Source organism: Providencia vermicola (assembly GCF_010748935.1).
In the GTDB taxonomy this organism is placed as follows: Bacteria; Pseudomonadota; Gammaproteobacteria; order Enterobacterales; family Enterobacteriaceae; genus Providencia; species Providencia zhejiangensis.
The window spans coordinates 2,743,570-2,763,634 of record NZ_CP048796.1; the positions used below are offsets into that span (position 1 = coordinate 2,743,570).

18 protein-coding genes and 2 pseudogenes are annotated in these 20,065 nt (G+C 37.9%); 3 read left to right on the forward strand and 17 right to left on the reverse strand.

The features are described 5' to 3' along the window. Positions 1 to 2: 2 nt before the first annotated feature. From csy2 to cas1f, 4 genes are all read right to left on the reverse strand, one after another. A complete protein-coding gene (gene csy2, locus G3341_RS12325) occupies positions 3 to 950 on the reverse strand; it encodes a type I-F CRISPR-associated protein Csy2 (protein WP_163862109.1) in 948 nt (315 codons plus the stop codon). Further along, a complete protein-coding gene (gene csy1 / locus G3341_RS12330) occupies positions 947 to 2,218 on the reverse strand; it encodes a type I-F CRISPR-associated protein Csy1 (RefSeq protein WP_163862113.1) in 1,272 nt (423 codons plus the stop codon). The genes csy2 and csy1 overlap by 4 nt, the downstream gene beginning before the upstream one ends. A 211-nt stretch (positions 2,219 to 2,429) precedes the next feature. Further along, positions 2,430 to 5,957: a type I-F CRISPR-associated helicase Cas3f gene (gene cas3f, locus G3341_RS12335; protein ID WP_163862116.1), complete on the reverse strand. Its 3,528-nt coding sequence runs from the start codon at positions 5,955 to 5,957 to the stop codon at positions 2,430 to 2,432. Next, positions 5,954 to 6,931, reverse strand: a complete 978-nt coding sequence (gene cas1f, locus G3341_RS12340; RefSeq protein ID WP_163862118.1) for a type I-F CRISPR-associated endonuclease Cas1f — start codon at positions 6,929 to 6,931, stop codon at positions 5,954 to 5,956. The genes cas3f and cas1f overlap by 4 nt, the downstream gene beginning before the upstream one ends. 1,492 nt (positions 6,932 to 8,423) lie before the next feature. Here cas1f and G3341_RS12345 point away from each other — a divergent pair. Next, positions 8,424 to 9,416, forward strand: a pseudogene (locus G3341_RS12345) (chitinase); the annotation flags it as partial. A gap of 284 nt (positions 9,417 to 9,700) precedes the next feature. Here the strand turns inward: G3341_RS12345 and G3341_RS20480 are convergent. From G3341_RS20480 to G3341_RS12365, 5 genes and pseudogenes are all read right to left on the reverse strand, one after another. Then, positions 9,701 to 9,871 (reverse strand): hypothetical protein, encoded by a 171-nt coding sequence (locus tag G3341_RS20480; RefSeq protein WP_167520921.1) that lies wholly within the window; start codon positions 9,869 to 9,871, stop codon positions 9,701 to 9,703. Between the two features lie 944 nt (positions 9,872 to 10,815). Next, positions 10,816 to 11,199 carry a hypothetical protein gene (locus G3341_RS12350; protein WP_195848632.1) on the reverse strand — a complete coding sequence of 128 codons (384 nt, stop codon included), beginning with the start codon at positions 11,197 to 11,199 and terminating at the stop codon, positions 10,816 to 10,818. A gap of 1,216 nt (positions 11,200 to 12,415) precedes the next feature. Then, the gene (locus G3341_RS12355; protein WP_163862121.1) at positions 12,416 to 13,129 is read right to left on the reverse strand and encodes a carbonic anhydrase; all 714 of its coding nucleotides are present in this window, start codon (positions 13,127 to 13,129) and stop codon (positions 12,416 to 12,418) included. 454 nt (positions 13,130 to 13,583) lie between these two features. Then, a complete protein-coding gene (locus G3341_RS12360; RefSeq protein ID WP_154623575.1) occupies positions 13,584 to 13,925 on the reverse strand; it encodes a hypothetical protein in 342 nt (113 codons plus the stop codon). Positions 13,926 to 14,489: 564 nt separating this feature from the next. Further along, positions 14,490 to 15,155: pseudogene (locus G3341_RS12365) on the reverse strand (terminase small subunit); the annotation flags it as partial. 191 nt (positions 15,156 to 15,346) lie between these two features. On the opposite strand from G3341_RS12365, the gene G3341_RS12370 reads away from it, so the two are divergent. After that, positions 15,347 to 15,661: a hypothetical protein gene (locus G3341_RS12370; protein WP_163862124.1), complete on the forward strand. Its 315-nt coding sequence runs from the start codon at positions 15,347 to 15,349 to the stop codon at positions 15,659 to 15,661. A 45-nt stretch (positions 15,662 to 15,706) separates the two neighbouring features. Here the strand turns inward: G3341_RS12370 and G3341_RS12375 are convergent, their stop codons facing one another. The 5 genes from G3341_RS12375 to G3341_RS20895 all read right to left on the reverse strand — a co-directional run bounded on the left by G3341_RS12375 (position 15,707) and on the right by G3341_RS20895 (position 17,340). Next, positions 15,707 to 16,156 (reverse strand): lysis system i-spanin subunit Rz, encoded by a 450-nt coding sequence (locus tag G3341_RS12375; RefSeq protein ID WP_244316427.1) that lies wholly within the window; start codon positions 16,154 to 16,156, stop codon positions 15,707 to 15,709. Between the two features lie 20 nt (positions 16,157 to 16,176). Further along, positions 16,177 to 16,350 carry a hypothetical protein gene (locus G3341_RS20485; protein ID WP_167520922.1) on the reverse strand — a complete coding sequence of 58 codons (174 nt, stop codon included), beginning with the start codon at positions 16,348 to 16,350 and terminating at the stop codon, positions 16,177 to 16,179. After that, complete coding sequence (locus G3341_RS12380; protein WP_004918815.1) at positions 16,332 to 16,802, reverse strand: lysozyme; 471 nt, start codon at positions 16,800 to 16,802, stop codon at positions 16,332 to 16,334. Before G3341_RS12380 ends, G3341_RS20485 begins: the two co-directional genes overlap by 19 nt. After that, complete coding sequence (locus G3341_RS12385) at positions 16,802 to 17,071, reverse strand: HP1 family phage holin (protein WP_163862130.1); 270 nt, start codon at positions 17,069 to 17,071, stop codon at positions 16,802 to 16,804. The genes G3341_RS12380 and G3341_RS12385 overlap by 1 nt, the downstream gene beginning before the upstream one ends. Positions 17,072 to 17,220: 149 nt before the next feature. After that, the gene (locus G3341_RS20895) at positions 17,221 to 17,340 is read right to left on the reverse strand and encodes a hypothetical protein (protein WP_120752678.1); all 120 of its coding nucleotides are present in this window, start codon (positions 17,338 to 17,340) and stop codon (positions 17,221 to 17,223) included. 280 nt (positions 17,341 to 17,620) lie between these two features. Here G3341_RS20895 and G3341_RS12395 point away from each other — a divergent pair, with 280 nt between their 5' ends. Beyond that, positions 17,621 to 17,953: a hypothetical protein gene (locus G3341_RS12395; RefSeq protein ID WP_163862133.1), complete on the forward strand. Its 333-nt coding sequence runs from the start codon at positions 17,621 to 17,623 to the stop codon at positions 17,951 to 17,953. Positions 17,954 to 18,267: 314 nt separating this feature from the next. On the opposite strand, the gene G3341_RS12400 is transcribed toward G3341_RS12395, so the two are convergent. Genes G3341_RS12400 through G3341_RS12410 form a run of 3 tightly spaced genes read right to left on the reverse strand, consistent with a single transcriptional unit; the run spans position 18,268 to position 20,011 of the window. Then, positions 18,268 to 19,047, reverse strand: coding sequence for an antitermination protein (locus G3341_RS12400; RefSeq protein WP_163862136.1), 780 nt, complete (start codon positions 19,045 to 19,047; stop codon positions 18,268 to 18,270). A 44-nt stretch (positions 19,048 to 19,091) separates the two neighbouring features. Further along, the gene (locus G3341_RS12405; RefSeq protein WP_163862139.1) at positions 19,092 to 19,406 is read right to left on the reverse strand and encodes a Ref family recombination enhancement nuclease; all 315 of its coding nucleotides are present in this window, start codon (positions 19,404 to 19,406) and stop codon (positions 19,092 to 19,094) included. A gap of 11 nt (positions 19,407 to 19,417) precedes the next feature. Further along, positions 19,418 to 20,011: a DUF1367 family protein gene (locus tag G3341_RS12410; RefSeq protein ID WP_163862143.1), complete on the reverse strand. Its 594-nt coding sequence runs from the start codon at positions 20,009 to 20,011 to the stop codon at positions 19,418 to 19,420. Between the last annotated feature and the right edge of the window lie 54 nt (positions 20,012 to 20,065).

Here is a 20,065-nt window from a genome sequence, read left to right on the forward strand (position 1 = left end):
TTTTACTCTCCGCGCGTAAAATATTGAGATTCAACTTGTTGACATAAATAGAGATTATTTTCTAAATCAGTGTGATATTCCCACAACATTTCATTTAGATGGCCAATTTTGTTTACCATGACAAATTGTCCTAGCGTTACAACGCTTTCTGCAAACCGATGGGGAACATTGGGGTCACGCTGATTTTTAGCGATGCCTAAAGAGGAAATACCTTGATAACCCGTCGCGATGGGAACAATCCAACCATTCGTTTTACGTTGTGTTTTCCATTCAAACGACTTATCTTTTGATTCGTTTTTACTTTCTATTTCAATACATTGGTTATTAACTGTCACATAATCCAATAGTGCATCCATTGCATCTTGCCCCTCCTCCATTGAAGCCACCATTAAATCCCTACGTTCAACCAAAGCATAACCAGGCATTAAGCTATTGAGTAAGTTACGCTTATAACTACCGTTCCTATCATTGGCAGGTAAATAATATATTTCAGGTTTTTTAGCCGATAAAATATCTCCACCCGCTAACTTCATAGTAGAAAGAATTTCAGTAACACGATGTACATTGGCGGTATCTAATAACACGTCACCTTGCTCGTTATCAGCATCAGAAAAGTGAATCACCAATGAAACATCTAAATGGCAGCGCGCTTCTTCAATAAATGCAGAGCGGTTACCCTCTTTATCCAGAGGATTACCCGTTCCTATAATTGAATTCACAAAGTCATCACGACCACGATATGTCTGTAAATTACACTCGTGACTAATAACAGCGATTGATTCAAACTCTAACGCCGAAAAACCAATTTTTCTTAATTTAAGTTCCAATGCATGCATAAACCCTAGCCACGCAGTCATTGCAGGAAATCCGATTGTAAATGGGCTTGATAATGCGTTGGCATTGTGCACTTTCAAATGTGGGAGCTTCAGTAAATTCATTGGCTTGCTCATCTCAGCAGCTCCTTATTTTTCGCAACAAGATCCTTAATGAAATTAAACTCATCATTACCTAAGAATAATGCTTTCTTGCCATTAACAACCTTATAGCCTGCTATAAATTGACGAGCGATTTCAGGAATTAATATTTCAAGCCAATCCTCCATATTATTTCGTTGCTCTTCAGTATCAGGGAATAGCCAGGTTTGTTGGTACTTCGCAATATTCACAGGAAGAACGACTTTTTCTTGTTCTAATATACGGCGAATTTTCCACATCATGACGATGATATAATCCACATATTCTTGAATGCGGTTATCACGATATTCAGCAAAGTCGCTATTTATTTTTTCTTTAGGAAGTGTGATTAATCCGTGAAATGCTTGAAATGTTTCCTTGCTATGCCATGGGTTTATCACATCAGTAAAGAAATTAGTTTTAGGCAAACGCGTTTCGCGAATATTTAATACCGGAGGCAAAGAAGGCAATAGATGCGCTTTCCCTGCATTTTGGTTATTTAAAACGGAAATATTTTGTGGCTTAGTACCGCCAAAGCCGATCGTGGTGATCCCATAGATTTCTTTGAAGCCAATCTCACTATATTCCCTTTTACGTTTTAATTCCCGCAGCTCCTTGGTTTGCTCTGAAAAACGAATATCATCAATACGACGACGCATTTCAAATAATAATCCAGAAGGCGTCAAAGGTGAGAGTAGATGGTAATCATCTTCATCCGTCCAAACAGGAAAATAAACCTGTTTAATTTTTGAACTTGTCACGACTGAATCATCTGCTGCACTCATTGCTAAAAAACCTTCTCTTAATTGTTCGTAAGGCATCCCCTCGAAAGTAAGCAACGATTTAGCAAGTGAAGTTTCTGCTTCAATATGTGCCAACAGTGTTTTTCCATCATACATTTGTAAGGTCAAGAACTTATAAACATCTAATGCAGCAGCATTGCCTAATGCATCGGGTTCGACTTCCACATTACCTGAACGTAAAAAACCGTCATTAGCGGCCTTTGCATTAGCAATGATTGCACTCACAGAGCCATTTTTGTTTTTACGGGCGCTTGGATGGCTGAAAGTACAAGGATGAGTCGAAAGTGATATCTGTCCAGCACGTTTTGCAGCATTTGGTAACCACTGTGATAGCGCAAATACCTCCTCACACTTCTGCTTTATTTGACTAACCTCATCCTCACTCATTGATGCCTTTAAAGTCTTTTTAAGCCAACCTTCTTTACGTTCTTCAAAAAAGGCCTCTATTGCTGGATCTAACATATCTAGGGTCCTTGTGACTAAACTTATACATTAATCTAGCTGAACAAAATATTGACTCTTCATACCACAAATAACATAACCACCATGGTTTTCATCTATCTACATCGAATAATTTCATTCAGTTAAATGTAATTATTTATCATCAATATAACGCTTTTAGATTTACATCACCGTCCAACATCGAATGATCAAAAGGTATCTTTTATCTTCATTATCTTATTACCGGATAGATCCCCATTTGGTCATCATAATGATAGATAACGTCTCTATTCTGCTGTTTTAAAAATGTTAACTCACCATAAAACCGTGACAGTGAAGTCGCTTGTTTCCCATCCATTCCCTGCGATTGAATGGATTGTTCATAGTCCCGAACCAACCATAATCGTTTTTTTATCGACTCAGGAAATTTGTTGTAATAAATGCCATTTTGAGGCCCTACCGATATCCACGCACTTTCTCGAGTATATTCACTAAATTGTATTGTGCCTTTTGGTGATATTTCCAAAACAAGCCGAAAAGATGGCATTTGACTGCGAAAAGAGGCGAGTTGCTGGGACACTGCGGTCATCCACCAGCAACCATGGGTGTATCCCCAAATATGCGATGCCGCATTACGGGGTAACGTATGATAATTTTTACTTTGCGACCGTCTTTTTGTAGCCACCGGTTTTTCTACCTGTTTAGGAGGGAAAATATATTCAGTTTTAAGTGTATACTTGATTGCCGCATGTTCTAGGCAAGCTAGATCCCTGTGCTTTTTATTTTCATAATTAGTTTGCTGTTGTATCCGTGGTGTCGCATCAACTGATTTGAGTAACTGTTGCTCATCAACAAGATCACAAAGGTTATGAGTAGATAAGCCAAGTCCAATATGATTATTTTCATAGCCAGGGCGAGAAAAAGGATTATCTATCCCACCTTCAAACCCTTTCTTGTTGTATTGTAGTAATGCGATGTTAGGCTGCTGAACTTCGCCTTCTCGATGTCGGCGAACGCGCCCTGCCATTTGAATAACAGAACGATAAGATGATGGCTCTACAACTGCCCAATCAAAGTCATGGTCACGCCCTACTTCTTCCACCGGAGTTGCAACTAAAATAAATAGCAAATGCTGAGCTTTCCCTTCTATACTCACATTTTCTAGATGCTGGCGAATAATTGGATTATTGAGTGCATTCGCCTCTTCTCCGACCTGCTCTTTACGTTTTAAAACGCTATCTAAATGTTGCTCCTGCTCATGACGTAGTAAAAGAACTTGCTGGCTGTGATAAGCCATGGTGCGAATTTCAACACCTTCAGGACATGCACATTCAAGTAAGAAACGTGTTAAATCAACGCAAGGTAAAATATTCGCAACACGTATCACACCAAATGAAACTTGAATACCCGTACGTTTATCGAGAAAGGCATGCTGGTCATGTTGAGCTAATGCTGCATTGAGGATGTGATTAAAATAACATTGTTGACTATCTTGAGTATTATCCTTCGGTGTAGGTACTATTAATGCTTTACGACGTGCAGGCTGTTGCGCTAACACATTGACTCTTCTCTTAATAAACTTGTCATGGTACTGCTGGTATAAATAAGGCGTATTGTCATCATTAGCGACTAATGTCGCCGCCAAGGTTGAAGATTGACATTTATCTTTTATTGAGTCGTATTCACCTTCATCCACCCATAGACAACCAACCTCTAAGGGCTGTTGACGGCTTTTAGCATAGGCATACCACCCAGACTGATACGCATGAAAGTAAGCTAACGCGGTATCTGGGGTTATCGTAGCAGAGGAGATCATGACTTTACGCCCTAATAGTCCAGCCATGTAGATAAGACGCGCTACGGCTATCGAGCCACTATCAGTAAAGTCATCCACTTCATCAATGACAAGATCTGAAGACATTAACCGCAAACAAGGTAAAATGTAGCGACCTCCACGAACTGTTTCAGTGGCTCCCATGATATGGTCAATAGTACAAGCTAAAACAGGTGCATAGAGTAGAGCCCGATCTTTTGCTCTAGTAAGCACCGTTGATAACAGTTCCTCAGGGAGAACTCCCTGCCATTTATCTTCTGCCCATCTCAGCTCTTCTTCATTTTCATCGAACAACATTTCTTGTGATTCAGAACCGGTTTGATAAGGCAATAAGTTATTCGAGTTGGTATTAAGCTGCGGCGATGAATCTTGATCATGGGCTTTTAAGTTATCGTCATTCTCTTTTGCTTGTTGGTGTAACTGAGCGACCGCTTTAGAGCCAATTAAAACCGCAATATCCCCCTCATTTAACCCAATACTATTTTTATCTTTATATTCATCCCCTGTTTGTAATGCTAACGTACGTAGCCCCAGCGCTAAAATAAAACGAAAACTTTGCTTATCTTCTGATAACGCTTGCATAATTTTGACATTCGCGCGTGTTTTACCACAGCCAGTACTCGCCATATTGACAATAAAATAACCTTTTATCTCATCATCGCGCTTTTTACGATATTGATAGATTGAATTAACTGCATCTTCTTGCCAGCTAAATTTCCCTTTACTGTTTTTATCATAAGCTAACTGAGGAATATCACTGACAGGAGATGATTCGCTTTCAAAATAAGGTAACGTTTCTGCAATATCACCGGCTATTTCTGCTACTTTCACCAGATGTTCATCAAGTTTTTGTTTAAATTGGGGGATATGATTAATTTTATGGGTATTAGCATATAGCGCTATCTCACTGCGCCATTGAGGATCATTCCCTTTGGATGAATAATTATGATCCCCCAACATTAAGCAAAGGCGTGCATGATGGGCAATCACTCTCCAACTTCCATCGGCCATTGCTTGTCGAAATAACGGTAATTGATTTTTTAGCTCATTTGCGACTTTCTGAACGGTGCGAATCCAAACAGTCGAGTGACTTAATAAGCCATTAGGGAACTCAAAACACATCTTAATACGTCGTTGAAATTGAGATATATCATCATTATTTTCATAACCCCAATTTTGCCTTATTTCAGTTAGTAACTGATTATGTGTATTAAGCGCTATGTCTTGCCAATTTTTAAGTTCTTGTTCATCAAGAAAAGGCAACCGATGATGAGATAATATCAACCATGCTAGCAAAGCTGCGGCATCAGGCAAATTAGCCAACGGTGATTGTAATAAATAATTTTCAGTTGCCCCTTGCTGTAATTGCAGTTCATCCCATTCATTCTTAATGAGGGTTTCAAGCCATTGCTCATCGCTCTCACCCCCTTGGTTTTTAACTAATAAACTAAACAATATTGTGGATACCCATTCATGACGAACAGGGTCACCTTTAAATGTCGTTTTAATTGCAGGATTGAGCTTATCTTGAAATAAGCGTGATGCTTTACCCCAGTCATGAAATAAAGCGGCTAATTTTGCAAAAGTACTAATTAAAGAAAGGTATTTCCAATCATTTTCATCTTCTCGCCCCAAAAATGATTTTTCAGTGCGATTTACTGGCACATATCCTTGTGAATTAAATTTATTTCGATTTCCAACAATCCAGAGAAGTTGCGAACGTGAGCGAGAGCGTATCCAGTGACAACTGACAGCAGTACTGCGACTCGCGCTTTGCTTCAACATTTTTTTTACGGTAAGTAACCCTTCCTCCGTAATAAGCGTTTGCCATGTATTATCGCCAATACGATTGGCAAATGCGTCTAATACACGCCGAGTTCTTTTTAAAGCATGTTTTTCACATTGTGAAACAAAAGTCACCATCATAATTCTGACCTTTGTATTTGTTGCTGTGACCCCGCTTGTAATGCAATAGCTTTAACGGTATCAAACAGAAAATCTAAAGCGTGATTATCAATAAAAGACTGTAAAATTTGTTGACGAAATTCTTGTTCTGTAGCCCCTTCTTTAGCGCAAATAAATGCCCATGGCAGTACAATGGCATCTTTAATTAAATCTGCAATATCAAATATTAACGCACCACGGCGCGTTTTTCCATGCATCACTGCAAAGCCATGAGGGATCCCCAGAACCCATAAACAGCTTGCAGCTAAACCGTACGCTAAATAATTACCATGGTTTAAAAAAGTATTCGCTTTATCTATTGCTTGATGCTGACGGGTAAATTTGTTTTGCCCAGTATTATTTGCCGCATATTTATATAGCACTTTAGTCAACTGTGCTTCGATTAATAATAATATTTGTGTGTCATTGGCTTCATCAGTTCGCGTTTGAAAGGTTTTTAATGCGTTTTGAATAACTGTGTCGTCATAAATAAACCCTTCGCTTTTCAGTTCCCGAGAGTTTTGCCATATTTTCTGTAAATAGTTAATACGTGAACACTGTAACGTTTTCGCAGCGGATAAGCGTTTCTGTTCATCAAACCAAAAGCTCATCCAACCTTGTAAATATTCCGTTGGCCGATATTCGCTTTGTGGTGTAAACCACTCAACTTCGGTAGCCATATATAAAGGTGTTCCACCACCGCCGCAAAACCCCACCAGTACCCCTGCTTGTGATAACATTCTCATCGCCGCTTGAGTAATAGAGGTGCCGGTTCCTAATAGTAAAACCGTTGTGTTCGCTATCGGAATATTAAAGTAAAGATTTTCATTTTTTGCTTCAGTAAAATAGAGAACTCGCCCCTCTTTTTGCATCACTCGGCAATGCTCCAAGTAATACATATTGGCACGTTTAGAATGAAGGATTGTTTTTAAATCTGACGGAGAGAGATCATCCATGCTAAGCCAACCTTCCGTTTGTTTTGATAAGCCACCTTGCTATATTAATACAATTTAACTTAGGCTACGTCTACCGTTACGCCTTTAATTTCATAGTGTATAAGGTGATTTTGGGAAGCAGATCCCAATCCATATCATAAAAATAACTTATATGTTGTATTAAGACTAACAGATAATAATTTTTATAGTATTGTAGGCATATAGTGATAAGAGGATTTTGAGCCACTGATATAATCGCACACTAGTGACCTACGGCCTTCTATGCCGTAGGTCACATTTCTAAGCTGCCTATACGGCAGTGCACCAGCTGCGGCGAATGCGGGGCAGAACTGGTTTTTTCTAAGCTGCCTATACGGCAGTGCACCTTGTCGTAGTCAGGCTCAATGCCAAACGTTATTTCTAAGCTGCCTATACGGCAGTGCACTATAAATTATCAGCAAAAAATCTAAGTTCAACAATATATTACATCTGATTTTGTGGAAAATACCTTTTATTTTTTAATGACATATAACCAGTTGATTTTTAATAGAAACATTTCAGCAAGAAAAATAAAGGGGTAAAAAATACTGAACCTTATATAAACTTATATCATCCCCTCAAAAAAGATAGAAATACGTTAAGAATTTTCAATTTTGAATAACACACGCCCTTCTGCCAATTTTTCGATTTTCATCGGTTGCATAAGTCGGCTCGCTAAGTTAGCTATCAAAAGAATAGTCACCTAACGTAATTCTTTTGTCTCTTGTATTTAAACTCTACTAGATAAATACTTTTGTTTATGTGTAAAAGCAATCCATATCATCTTGTGAATAACCTCTTCATTAACAAATAGAAGCAATTTATCATCAGAAATAAAATATAATCACTGGAATACGAAGAGTATGCTTTTGAATATTAACAGTATTACGCTTCACAAAATATAAAAATAGGACATAAATGGTATATTCGCCTCTCTCCATCCCCCTATCCCCTCAAACACTCACGCTGACTCTATCATTTCTTCTTTAGCAACCATTAATTTCAGGCAGTGAGTTAGTATTGTTAGTATTGTTAGTATTGTTAGTATTGTTAGTATTGTTAGTATTGTTAGTATTGTTAGTATTGTTAGTATTGTTAGTATTGTTAGTATTGTTAGTATTGTTAGTATTGTTAGTATTGTTAGTAAAAATATATTACCTAGCAGAACATAAACCACCTTTATTTGTTAATAATGAATTTTGAAAAACATTTATTATAAAAGTAAAGTTGTTATTTTATAACTATCTAAATAATCGACCTTATATTCGCTATCGCCGATAGCTTACTCTAATATTAGATGACGACTCAAACGCTAGAATATAGCGTATTATTGCTAGTTTGAATTTAATTTATTATTGGTAGGAAAATTTTTCAGCACAGCCTCATAGAAAATTCGCACTATATCTTTACGTTCTACCAATATTGAATATTGGGAACGAGTGGAATTAATCTTACCTACAATAATGAGGTTACTATGAGCTCAAATGACATTACCAATACATCCCTTGTCGATGATGCAGCCACTATGCCTGATATATCCAATAAAAAAATCATGATGGGTTTTTGGCATAACTGGGCCGCAGGGACTAGTGATGGTTATCAACAAGGCCAATTCACCAACATGGATCTAACTGATATTCCCGTAGAATATAACGTTGTCGCCGTCGCCTTCATGAAGGGAGAAGGCATTCCAACCTTCAAGCCTTATAATCTGACTGACACCGAATTTCGTCGTCAAGTCGGCGTACTAAATAGCCAAGGTCGTGCGGTGTTGATCTCTCTCGGTGGCGCAGATGCACATATCGCGTTGACATCTGGCGATGAAGACAAGCTGACTAATGAAATTATCCGTTTGGTAGAAGTCTACGGTTTCGATGGTCTGGATATCGATTTAGAACAGGCTGCCATTGGTGCTGCCAATAATAAAACTGTTTTACCTGCCGCGTTGAAAAAAGTAAAAGCACATTATGCGGCAGAAGGTAAAAACTTTATTATTAGTATGGCGCCTGAATTTCCTTATTTACGTATTAATGGTACTTATCTTGACTATATTACCGCGCTCGAAGGCTATTATGATTTCATCGCACCGCAATATTATAACCAAGGTGGTGACGGTATCTGGGTCGATCAAACAACAGCTGGTACAGGTGCTTGGCTCGCTCAAAATAACGACGCCATGAAGGAAGATTTTCTGTATTACCTCACCGAAAGTTTAGTAACGGGTACTCGCGGCTACACTAAGATCCCAGCGTCAAAATTTGTTATTGGCTTACCAAGTAATAATGATGCCGCTGGTAGCGGTTATGTCGTCGATAAGCAAGCAGTTTATAACGCTTTTTCACGTCTTGATGCTCAAAACCTATCCATCAAAGGCTTAATGACTTGGTCAGTGAACTGGGACAATGGAAAAAGTAAGGCTGGCGTAGCGTATAACTGGGAATTTAAAACTCGCTACGCTGCACTACTCTGAATAAATAGCTCTCGAAACTAGCAAGCTAGCTGCCAAATAATGTATTTGATACTTATCAATATAACATTCCCTCGCCTCCGGCCATTCGGAGGCGAGTCATTTTTGCTTTCGCTTAACTAGCATCATAGACCAGACCACATCAGCAAATACAACCAACCTGATAGGGTTTATCTCTCTTCTTTGAGAGCTAATTTTTTAGTCATTCTCTTGCTACCCGTTAATTTTTCATGATGAAAGAGATTAAGCTAAATGAATAACTCAACTCTTTCATCCTAATGTCATCAGTGCACAGAACAGAAATGCTCGATAGATAGCTCATCGACTCTGGCGCCATCTAAGTTTGCCCAGAATGCGATTGTTGAGAGAACATCTTTTTCACTTGTTGCAATAAAAAGAGTTATGAAAGATTTTTCGTTCCATAAACCGCTAGCTTTATAAACCGACTTTTTCATTTTCACTCCAACTCACTACATTCAATAACCTTACGACAAAACGGCTGTCTATCCGCTATAAAATATGTAGTTATATGATGGGAGCGATTTTACTTTTTCCAAGTGTATCGTCAGTCATATTCTCATAACCTATTGCTGATAACTCACCAACCTCTAGAACATGTCCCATGCCGCATTAGCGATTTTTCAATTTTTTCTCTGTAAACGCATCAAACTTTTAAGATATCGAACAAACTGGCTAGCTAATAATCAAATTATTTCTAGTTATAACGTATGTTTGATTTATTTGAATGGCATGCAGGGCTATGAACTGTAATTTGTCTCATACCGCTATGGCGAAGTGAGCCGCCTTGATGCCTATCTCAACCGATAAACTCAATGTACCTCCATAGTAGATTTAATCCCACTAACCAAAAACCAAAGAGGAAGCTGGAAACAGCTCATCTAATTAGATTTTTAACGTTTCATGTTTTGAAGGTGAAACGAATATTAGGCCTAGCAGGCATTATTGATGAGAAACAATGTCTTTCTAACCACAAACGTCATCAAAAACAACTTAGTTTGCTCGAAGAGCACTGCTCCTAAAGCGGTTGGAGAGAAAACCATTCATGAATGGTTAAGTGGGTAGCGAAAGAGGATTTCAATGACAAAAAAGCCACCTAAAAGGTCGCTTTTTCTTCCCTAACCCTTTATTATTAAAAGCTATTTTATTTGACACACAAGACAGGAGAAGCCCCTTCACGACTTTGCATCAAGAGATTTTAAATTCACTTTTAACTGTATATTTCAAATAATGATATAACGCTTTCACTACAATCATTTAACTTAATAAATAATTAAATCAATAGGATAGTAAAACACTATAACAACAACTCTGAAAGGTTATTACGCCCATACACAAGTGGCTGCTTATTTCTCGTAAAAGTTTTATTTGCCGTCATTGGTTATGCTTTTTGATTATGCTTTTTAATTATGTCGCAATTTTCATCATCTAACTTGTATATTGAGCCATAGCCTTGATCACAGAGGTCTTGTAGAAATATCAACGCTTTTTTAGCATACTCATAACTTTTAGGATCAAGCTCAATTAATAGTTTTTTGATCATTTCTCTTTTTTCTCGTTCTGACTGATCAAAATTTAATATCCTGAGTTCTTTTTCTGGAACCGTTTCTATTTCATATATACCAATCGCTTGCGCCATGATAACCTTTTTTAAAAGAGGCGTGTTCAAGTCTTGATTCTCGCGAAAAAAATCATCAAATTTAAGATTTTCAGCGCTAGCCAGTCCTGACGTTAATAATAAGATATACATGAACTTCTTAAACATACTAAGGTACCTTTATTTATTTTCTGAATATCTATTTTCCTTTTTATTCTCTAATAACACAAACATTTTCATTAACCACCGATGGCTACCACTTTTTGCATTTTATTTCAGTAAATTATCATCATCAGTAATATTCCTATTTTACCCATTTTATATTCCGTCACCCAAACACTTAAGGTGAAAAATATTTTTAGAAAAGCCAAATAGTCAGGCTAAATAACTAGACGGCTATGACTATAAATGAGCGATGATAGATAAAGACCTTTTCAAGCAAAAATCACTACCAGAAGCTGCAACTGATAAAAAAGGTGATAAGCACTTTAGAAAACGCAATGATTGGCATTAGAACCGTGTAGGAATATGAGTATCTAATTCAAAGAATCACTAAAACAGTTAGCCCCATATATCGTTTCGTTAACTAAGCGTATAATTGACACATTATTCAATAATTAAATGGATGTTTTTTGAAAAAATTAAGTCACTGGCTGACTAATAAGACAAATACAACATAGGAAAAATGAGAACTATAGCTAATCAGGATGGTACATAGTGTTAAAATTAACTTACGGCTGCCCTAGAAAGGTTGATAAGGTTACTGTTACTGCAAAAAAACACATTTTACTGATATATTTTGAAAATCTTTTCATCATATGACCTCCCATTGAATTCAGTTCGTTAGCACTATTATTTTCAGATATCATTTCAAAGATTACAGCTACGACTAAAGCAATGCCGAAGATTATACAAAATAAGATAGGGTCAGTTATTATCACTTTTACTAGAACTCCGGCCGCAGCCGTAAATTAACTTAGCAATGCTTATTATACATTACTAAGCCGCTTTTATAAACAATGCATGACACGCTGTCATTTCGCCTCTCCTCTTTTCAATTCAACTACTATTTAAATAAAAATCGAGAAAATTTAAGTTAAACTCATTTCTTTAGTAAAAGAGCTTTCTTTATCCCCGATGTTTTATTGATAAAAATGACATTACCTGCTCCTCGTTTTCATAAAGATGTTTTAAAAATGGAAACAGTTAATAAAGAACTTCTTTAGTCTTTTATACATTAACAGATAGCTAAAGATTGATTGAAACAACTGGAAAAGCATTTTTATGGTAACCCTGAAACATAGGAATTAGGCCATAAAAAACACTTTATGTGATTTGAAAATGCGCCAACTACTCCCGTTGGCGCTTTATACTGAAGCTTATATCAGTTTACGATCAACCGACCATATAATGGCTGAACGGGCCGATTGTTTGAATGCCCCAAGGCTTGTTGAAATTTCTTTATTTGTTCTTTTGATGCTTTTATTGGCTGTTTCATCACTAACCATACCACGCCTTCAGTACACGGTGGTGTCGTTAAAGAACCGCTAAAACGGTAATAGCTTTTGTCTTCTGGATAAAGAGCAGCTAAGTTAATATTTGTACCTAACTCTTTTTCCTGATTTTTTTCTTCCGGTATATTACTCAACACTTGCTCGATGGCAGGATTCGCATCACCTTCCTCTAACATAATTGCGAGTACAGCAACTCCACCATCATTTTTGGAATGAACAAAATGCAACTCCAATGGATATTGCTTACCTTTTATTTCATTTTCGCTTGGGCTATGAAAGTGAAATTGTTTTAATTGGTAAGTTGCTCCATCAATAGAAAAGTCATCATCATCATTAACATTGATTTGTATTGAGTGCCCATTATTGATGATTTTTTGTGCGTGGGTATGTATGTTTATAGATAATGGCTTTAATTTGCCATCAATGACCTTATCAATATTAATCGGGGATTGGTTAAATCCATTTTCACAAACTTTGAATTCGTCGCTCAGCTTCCCCCAATTTTCAGGTGCTCCACTACCTTCGTAAGTCCATAATGAATTAGCTTGTGATGAAAAAGTGAGAGTAGCTAAGATATATAACATAGCCTTATTGTAACCCATGTGATAGTAACTCAAGTTGTCAATGTGAATTCTAAAGCTACACCTTGGCTTACACAAATATCATTAGGATTTATCTTATAATAACAATTAATAGCACATCTTATCTAAAATAAAACATACTATATTCCATTATTTCTACCCTCAGTTGCAGATTGTTGTGCACCTTTAATGGCAGTAATAATGTCATCTGTTGGGAACCGAACACGATCAGATGCTCCACCGGCTTGGCGTGTATCAAACTCAAAAATCTGAACAGAATATATCCATTAATGATGTCACGCCTCCTTTAGAGATAAAAAAACCGCCAATTAGGTGGTCTAAATTATGATGGAGATATCATTACTGCTGGTATTTTGACTCACAACCACCTCTCCTAAATAGAAAAAGGCTACACAATGTGTAGCCTTTGCGTAATTTTTTGAATAAAAAGGAAAAGCTACTGATAGAAGATAATCAACGTACAACCCCCCACAAACAAAGCAACGGTACCATGTAAAAATGTGGCTATCATTGCCTTTTCAGTATTAACATGACTCTTTTTCCTGTTATCTAACCACTCATTTATAGCAATTATGAAACAAAAAAAGCAATAAACGCCAGCACCAAAAATAATAAATACCATCGACAACCCTCTGGAAAGGGTTGACCATCCTCCATAGTGACTATGTGGGTTAACATGATTGATGATCAATGCAATGATGAATACGATAAGCCCGAACCAGAATGCATTTAAAATTCCTTTTCCAACTACTTTATATTCTACTTTTTCCGTACTCATATATTTTCACTTTCATTGAAATTTAGGTTAAGTACACTATAGTTCTAAATTTTAAAAAGGAAAATAGTTAATAGCAAAATATAGCGGTTGTGTCTTTTATTCATGCATGATAGAACACAGTCACTTAAATGGGATTTACTATGCTTGATGGTATTGTTCAATTATTAGTCGCCGCCCCTATAATTGGGTTTGCGATCTCATTCATAATTATTATTTCGTCCAGCCAAAGCAAAGGAACTTTCGGTATATCTGTTGGTGTAATACTCGCATTTCTTTCATTTATGTTGCTCATGTGGACCTCTAAATTCTACTGATATTTAGCCAATTAGCTTTGGCATTCTCCACAACGAAAAGGTAGTTCCCAGTTTTTCGAATGGATTTCAAGAGCAGCAGGCCTACTACTTAAAGTTACCTTATCGTTATAGAAAATAGCTACACTTTCGCAGTAACCTTCCTCATGACATTGAGTTCACCATACCAGTTCATCTCAGCTCCCCTTTGGATCTAACCAATGCATACTTGGCTATCATGCTTCCTCACAGGTGCCCGTAGCCACCCACGCGCTTTATTTGCTAACATGGCTTTTTTCACAGCATCATCATATTCGACCGCATCACGCCACTGGTAATTGAAGCCAAAGCCCCAACAGCGACGACAGCATAAGCGACGGTATTCAGTTAGCTCATTAACGTCTGCGGTCGCAATATCCCACCACATTTTTAATACGGCATCTTGGGTTATTTCTGTTCTGCGTTCTCGTTCTGCTAGCGCGTCTCTTATTGCTCGATTGACCTCAATATTTCTATATATCTGACTTGCGCTAGCGTAGGCATTATGGCCATCACATTTACCACCAGCTCTTTTATATGCAGCCGTTCGATTTAAGTCGATAAGATACTCATTGACGAAACGAAATTGTAGGTCTGTAAGCTTGTAGTTGCGCAGGTTAAACGTGTTTTCATCATCGTGCGCATTATCTTGTTCACTACTCTGCGCAGTTGGTATATCACTATCGTGTATCGGCTCTTTTGCGCATTCTTTTTCGTGCGCAGTGCGCAATTTCTTTTGCGCAGTTTTTTGCGCAGATTGCGCAGCTGGCTTTTTAATATATCGCCTTGCTGTTGCGTAATTGAGTCCCTGGTCTTCACACCACTCTTTAGGGGATATTCCTGATATAGCATGTTCGGTGAGGAACTGTTGCTGTAGCGTCCCCCAATCCGGTTTAGCCATCGTGTTTATCTCTTGTACCAATACTTACCGAGAACAAATCTCACTCCATTAATAACGAAATATAAAACTAAGATTAGTGGGAGATTTAGCCGTATATTTCGATATTCCAAAGTAAGTTTTGTATTAGAATGCAATCAAAGAACTAAAATCACATCATGTTCACCACTACTAAAAATGGAGTTAACTAAGTCATGGAATTACAAAAACTTATAGAAATATTAGAGCTTCAAAATGAACGTTTAGCTCATTTGGAAGAAATGAATTTATCAGTACACAATGAGTTGGTCGCAAGCAACTTATCTATTTCATTTTTAATACAGGCATTAAATGATGTTGCAGGTAACGATAAGGTTGTGGTTGCTTTCAAAAATCTTATAGATGCTATGGATATGAGTGTTTTACTCAAAGAGATTCTTCCTAACAGCTCAGAATACCAACTAGAAAAAGCTGGCAAGCAAATAAACGAAAAACTAAGAGCTATTTTAAATGCATTTGCTCAGGAATAACTTGTATTAGTCTAGATTTAGTTTCAGAGAACAGCATACTTGAATTCATTTTAAACACTCCAATCTAATAAAATCTTGCAAGCCAAGTATTATTTGATTGGACTCAGCGATTCGTTGCCTGAGTAACCAATAATTTCTGATAGCGGAGTCAGTAGGTCTGGCGGTGATTGCATCATCCAAGCCGGGGGCGGTAGTGCCCTCGGCTTTTTTACAACTGGCTTTGATATACACCCGCTCAGGATTACGCTCAGCAGCAATACGCAGCTTATCAATTTCAATTTTTGCATTGGTTAGTTCCTGAATATGTTTTGTATCGAGTTTATGAAGAGCTTGGACACGTTCTTGGTAGTCTTCATTAATTTTGACTTGCTCTGTCAGCTCGACGAGTAGTGCGGCATTCTTGGTATTTAACTCACCTATCCTTTCGTGTTGTTTCCACATTCCCCATATGGCCACCCATGCAGCGATAAATAACAATGCTCTAACTTTATTCATGGCAGTTACCATATAGAAGATTAAAAATTAACTTGCCGACCTTTATAGTGGTCGATGGCTTTCTGACAGCGTTTTTCTAAACTGACTTTATCAATGCTGCATGTGTTATCTGTTATACGGTAAGCACCGAAAGCAATTATTGATATCGCAAGTAGCATGAAACACATTACAACCACTATAGGTTTCCATGACATATGGCCGCCTCCGCCTCTCTGCGATTAACTAGCCCACGCCATACCTTTCCACCAGCGTAAACCCACTTTTTAAGCTCTTCACAAGCACCATATTGATCACCTGCATTTAGCTTTTTAAGCATTGTCGACTTAGCAAATGCGCCGGTACCAACATTGAATGCAAATGAATACAGAGCAGCTTTGGTATGTTCACTTACAGGAACTTTAACCAGGCGATCTACCTGAAGTTTAGTTCTCATAAAATCAAGCTCTAACAGCTCATTGCATTCTTCTTTTGAATAAACTTTGTTGGGAACAATGTCCTTTCCTGTATGCCCATAGCAAACTGTTAAAACCCCACCCACATCTTCATACGGCTCATACCTAACACCTTCAAAATACGCAATCACTGTTAACGCGATAGCCGAAGCCCCTGCACCAACAAGCACAGTTAATTTTTGTTTGAGTGACATTAGATATCCTTAGGGGCTTTCGCCATAAGTTCGGTGGCTTTTCGTGCAGTGGCTGAAGGGTTTAGAGGGTCTGTTTTGTTAACCAGTTCTTCAAATAATCGAGTTCGCTTTCTCTGTTCTCGCCTATTCATAAAGAAAGTCGCTAAACCAAGGATGATGCTAAACGCCATCCCGATAATAAAGCCCCACTCATAAAGCGATAAGCTTGCAAAGAATGCTGTGAGCCCAGCACTACCGTAGGCTGCGTTGCTATATTTATCCATACGCATGATTTCACCCCCTACGGAGTGCCCGATATTTAGTTAATAGGTAGCCACCAGCAAATTAATTGCAGTAATTAAACGTGTTAATAGTGATTTGCGGGGGCTGTATACGAAAAAAGGCCGCACTAGGCGACCTCTTGGTTAGATGTTTTGCACTATAATAATGAAAGGGTTAGTCTATGCCCCATTGCAATAATAGCTTGATTAATAGTGTCAATTTTAGTTGAGTGTTGAAGATTAAAAAGCCGGGTGATTTCCTGCTTTTTAACTCCCATCTCTCTCGCTAGATCTGACTGTGTTAATTTTGAATCAACCAATCAACCAATCAATCAATCAATCAATCAATCAATCAATCAATCAATCAATCAATCAATCAATCAATCAATCAATCAATCAATCAATCAATCAATCAATCAATCAAAGATACTCACTTAAATACAAAAAACACATTCCATTAAATATTTTAATATTAATTAGCTTTTGTTGCTTTAATTAACTACAGTTAAATTGAATTTCAAAAACTTAGTCTATTAATAAAATTTAAGCGAGGTTTTTATGGAAAGGCGCCGTTATATAGTTTTCAATGTTAAAGGGTTTTCTAGTATATATAATGACTTTGCGGGGGAGGATATTCCTTTTAGGTTAACGCTAGAAAGAGCTAGCGGAGGGACAGAGGTGGTTAATTTAAATCTACACTCAAAACTTGACATGATGTTCTACCAAACACTGCTCTCATATTGCTATGGATCGCCATCTTTTTCAAACCCTAATAATTTATTAGGCCCTAAGTATCTAAGGGCTGGAATTTCGTTAGATGATAGCGGCCTGATTGGCTTTGATATGTCAAACAACATTGTACCAGACAATGATGTATATGACGATAATTAATAATTAACAATAAATAATCAACTTTCGATATTTAAGCCATTTGATACTGAATGGCTTTTTTCTTTAATTCATCTAATTACTAACTTTAATCATATAGATATGCTTAATTCAGCAATAAGCCACTTAACAATATCAATAAATTAAACCCACTCGAACTCATCAAACCCCTCAAAATAATCAAACATATATAAACCTCTATAGTGCGAAAAACCCCGCGATTGCGAGGCCTTGAATTTGTTTAATGCGACTAGGTATAGAAAGTCCATTATTAGAAGATAATAAGCCAATTTTATGCAAAAATCAAATAAAACACATTATTTTATTACCCTGCTAAATGCCAGTTCTGCCGCACTTTCTTCAATAAAACATTTACTAGCTAACTTTTCATAAAATGGCTTCCAATTTCGTGACCATGACGATTGGGTTAAATCAGGTACTAAGTGTTTTATCGCATTATATGCCACAGACGACGGCACCCGGTTGAACCCCTTGCCAGCACAACGAGGGCAATCTTTAAATACAGGCACGCCCTGCAGCTTAGTTTGAATGTCATCTAATACCTTACCTCGCCCTTTGCAGCGGCAACGGTGCGCTATTTGCCCTTTTCCATTGCAAGGAACACATAACTCATCCACCTTTTCATTTTCAATCCATGGCTCAATAACCACTGCTCCGTCTAGTCTCGTTATACCAGGATGTTTGACTACGTCCTTACGCTTATAAATAAGGCCCTTACCGCTACATGCTGAACATGGAAAAACTGAACCTGCTGAACGGGCATAATCTTCAAATGCCATTCTGGCCAGAACAATTAGACAGTAACCCAACTTTTTACCTGCAGCTTTAGCCACCAGCTTTGGTGTAATTTTTTTAGCGTATTGGGTCAATGCTTCCACGGTAGAAAATTTATCTTCTTCGCTGATATCATTCTTCGCTAGAAAGGCTGTCATACCGAACTTAGCTTGTGATTCTGCCATCCCCATAGCTGCCATGATATCTGTACCTGTAATTCGGTCAGGAGATGTACAACCTGCTACATTACCGAATGTAGGTGACTTAGGGTGAAAGTTTTTCAGTGCATTTTCGAGTTTCATTGGTTCACCACCTATTACACATCAACAATATTTTTTAATGGCTATCAGATACGACATGCGCGCAGCTCCATGACTTCTCTTTTGGTTTGTTCTAATAACTCGATTTCGGTACCGTGAATTTGCTGCCATGTTTTTGGGGCCGCATGAAAGCCGGTATCATAGCTAGCGCGGTGGTGAGGCGGGCATAACGGCAATACATCCTTATGACTAGCACGCTGCGCTATTCCCTGCCCTGTTCGTGTATGATGGATTTCCGCAGGAGTTGCCCCATACCCCATGTTTCTACAACAAATACAGCCGAGTTCTGCTACATCTGATAACCACTGCATCTCTTCTTTGTTCTTTGATTTTTTGGTCATTGGTCTTGCCTCTAGGTAAAATCTAATAACTGAGCCGCCGCATTTTCAGCAGCTTCTTGGGTGGAAAATTTACGGAATAAAATAAAATTCCAGAGCACATCGAGCGTTGCTTTATAGAGTTCACTAAATGAAAAATCATCCATACTGGCAAAGCTAATTGATTTAGGAACTTGACGCTTGCTGCCATCAGGCATTATGTATGTATCAAAATATCCAGCTTGCTCAGTAGCCCAAGCACGATAAGCTTCAAATGACTTAGTCGCTGAAATATTGTGAGCGCGCTTCTGTGCTATTTCGTCTAGATAAACATCCGCAGCGGATTGGAGGGCATCGTCGTTATCGGTGTAGTAAGCGAGGAATTTAACGTAACCGCATACTAGCTCTTTTTCTTCAGGCGAAATAGTGCCACCGGTTGGTTCCCAGTATTCATACCCAAGGTTAAGTAATGCGAAGTATTTACGATGGAATCGAGGGTTACGTGCCTTCTTAAAATCAGCATAAAGCACGTCACCACACTTGATTTTGGAATGCAAAAAATCTCTCGCAGCTGGATTGGCAGGTACAAGAGTGTCGTTAGACATTTTGATAAAGCTATGCTGTGCCATACGTTTCTCTCAGTAGACACAGCAAGTGTTAAGATTGGGTGTTCAGACCAATAG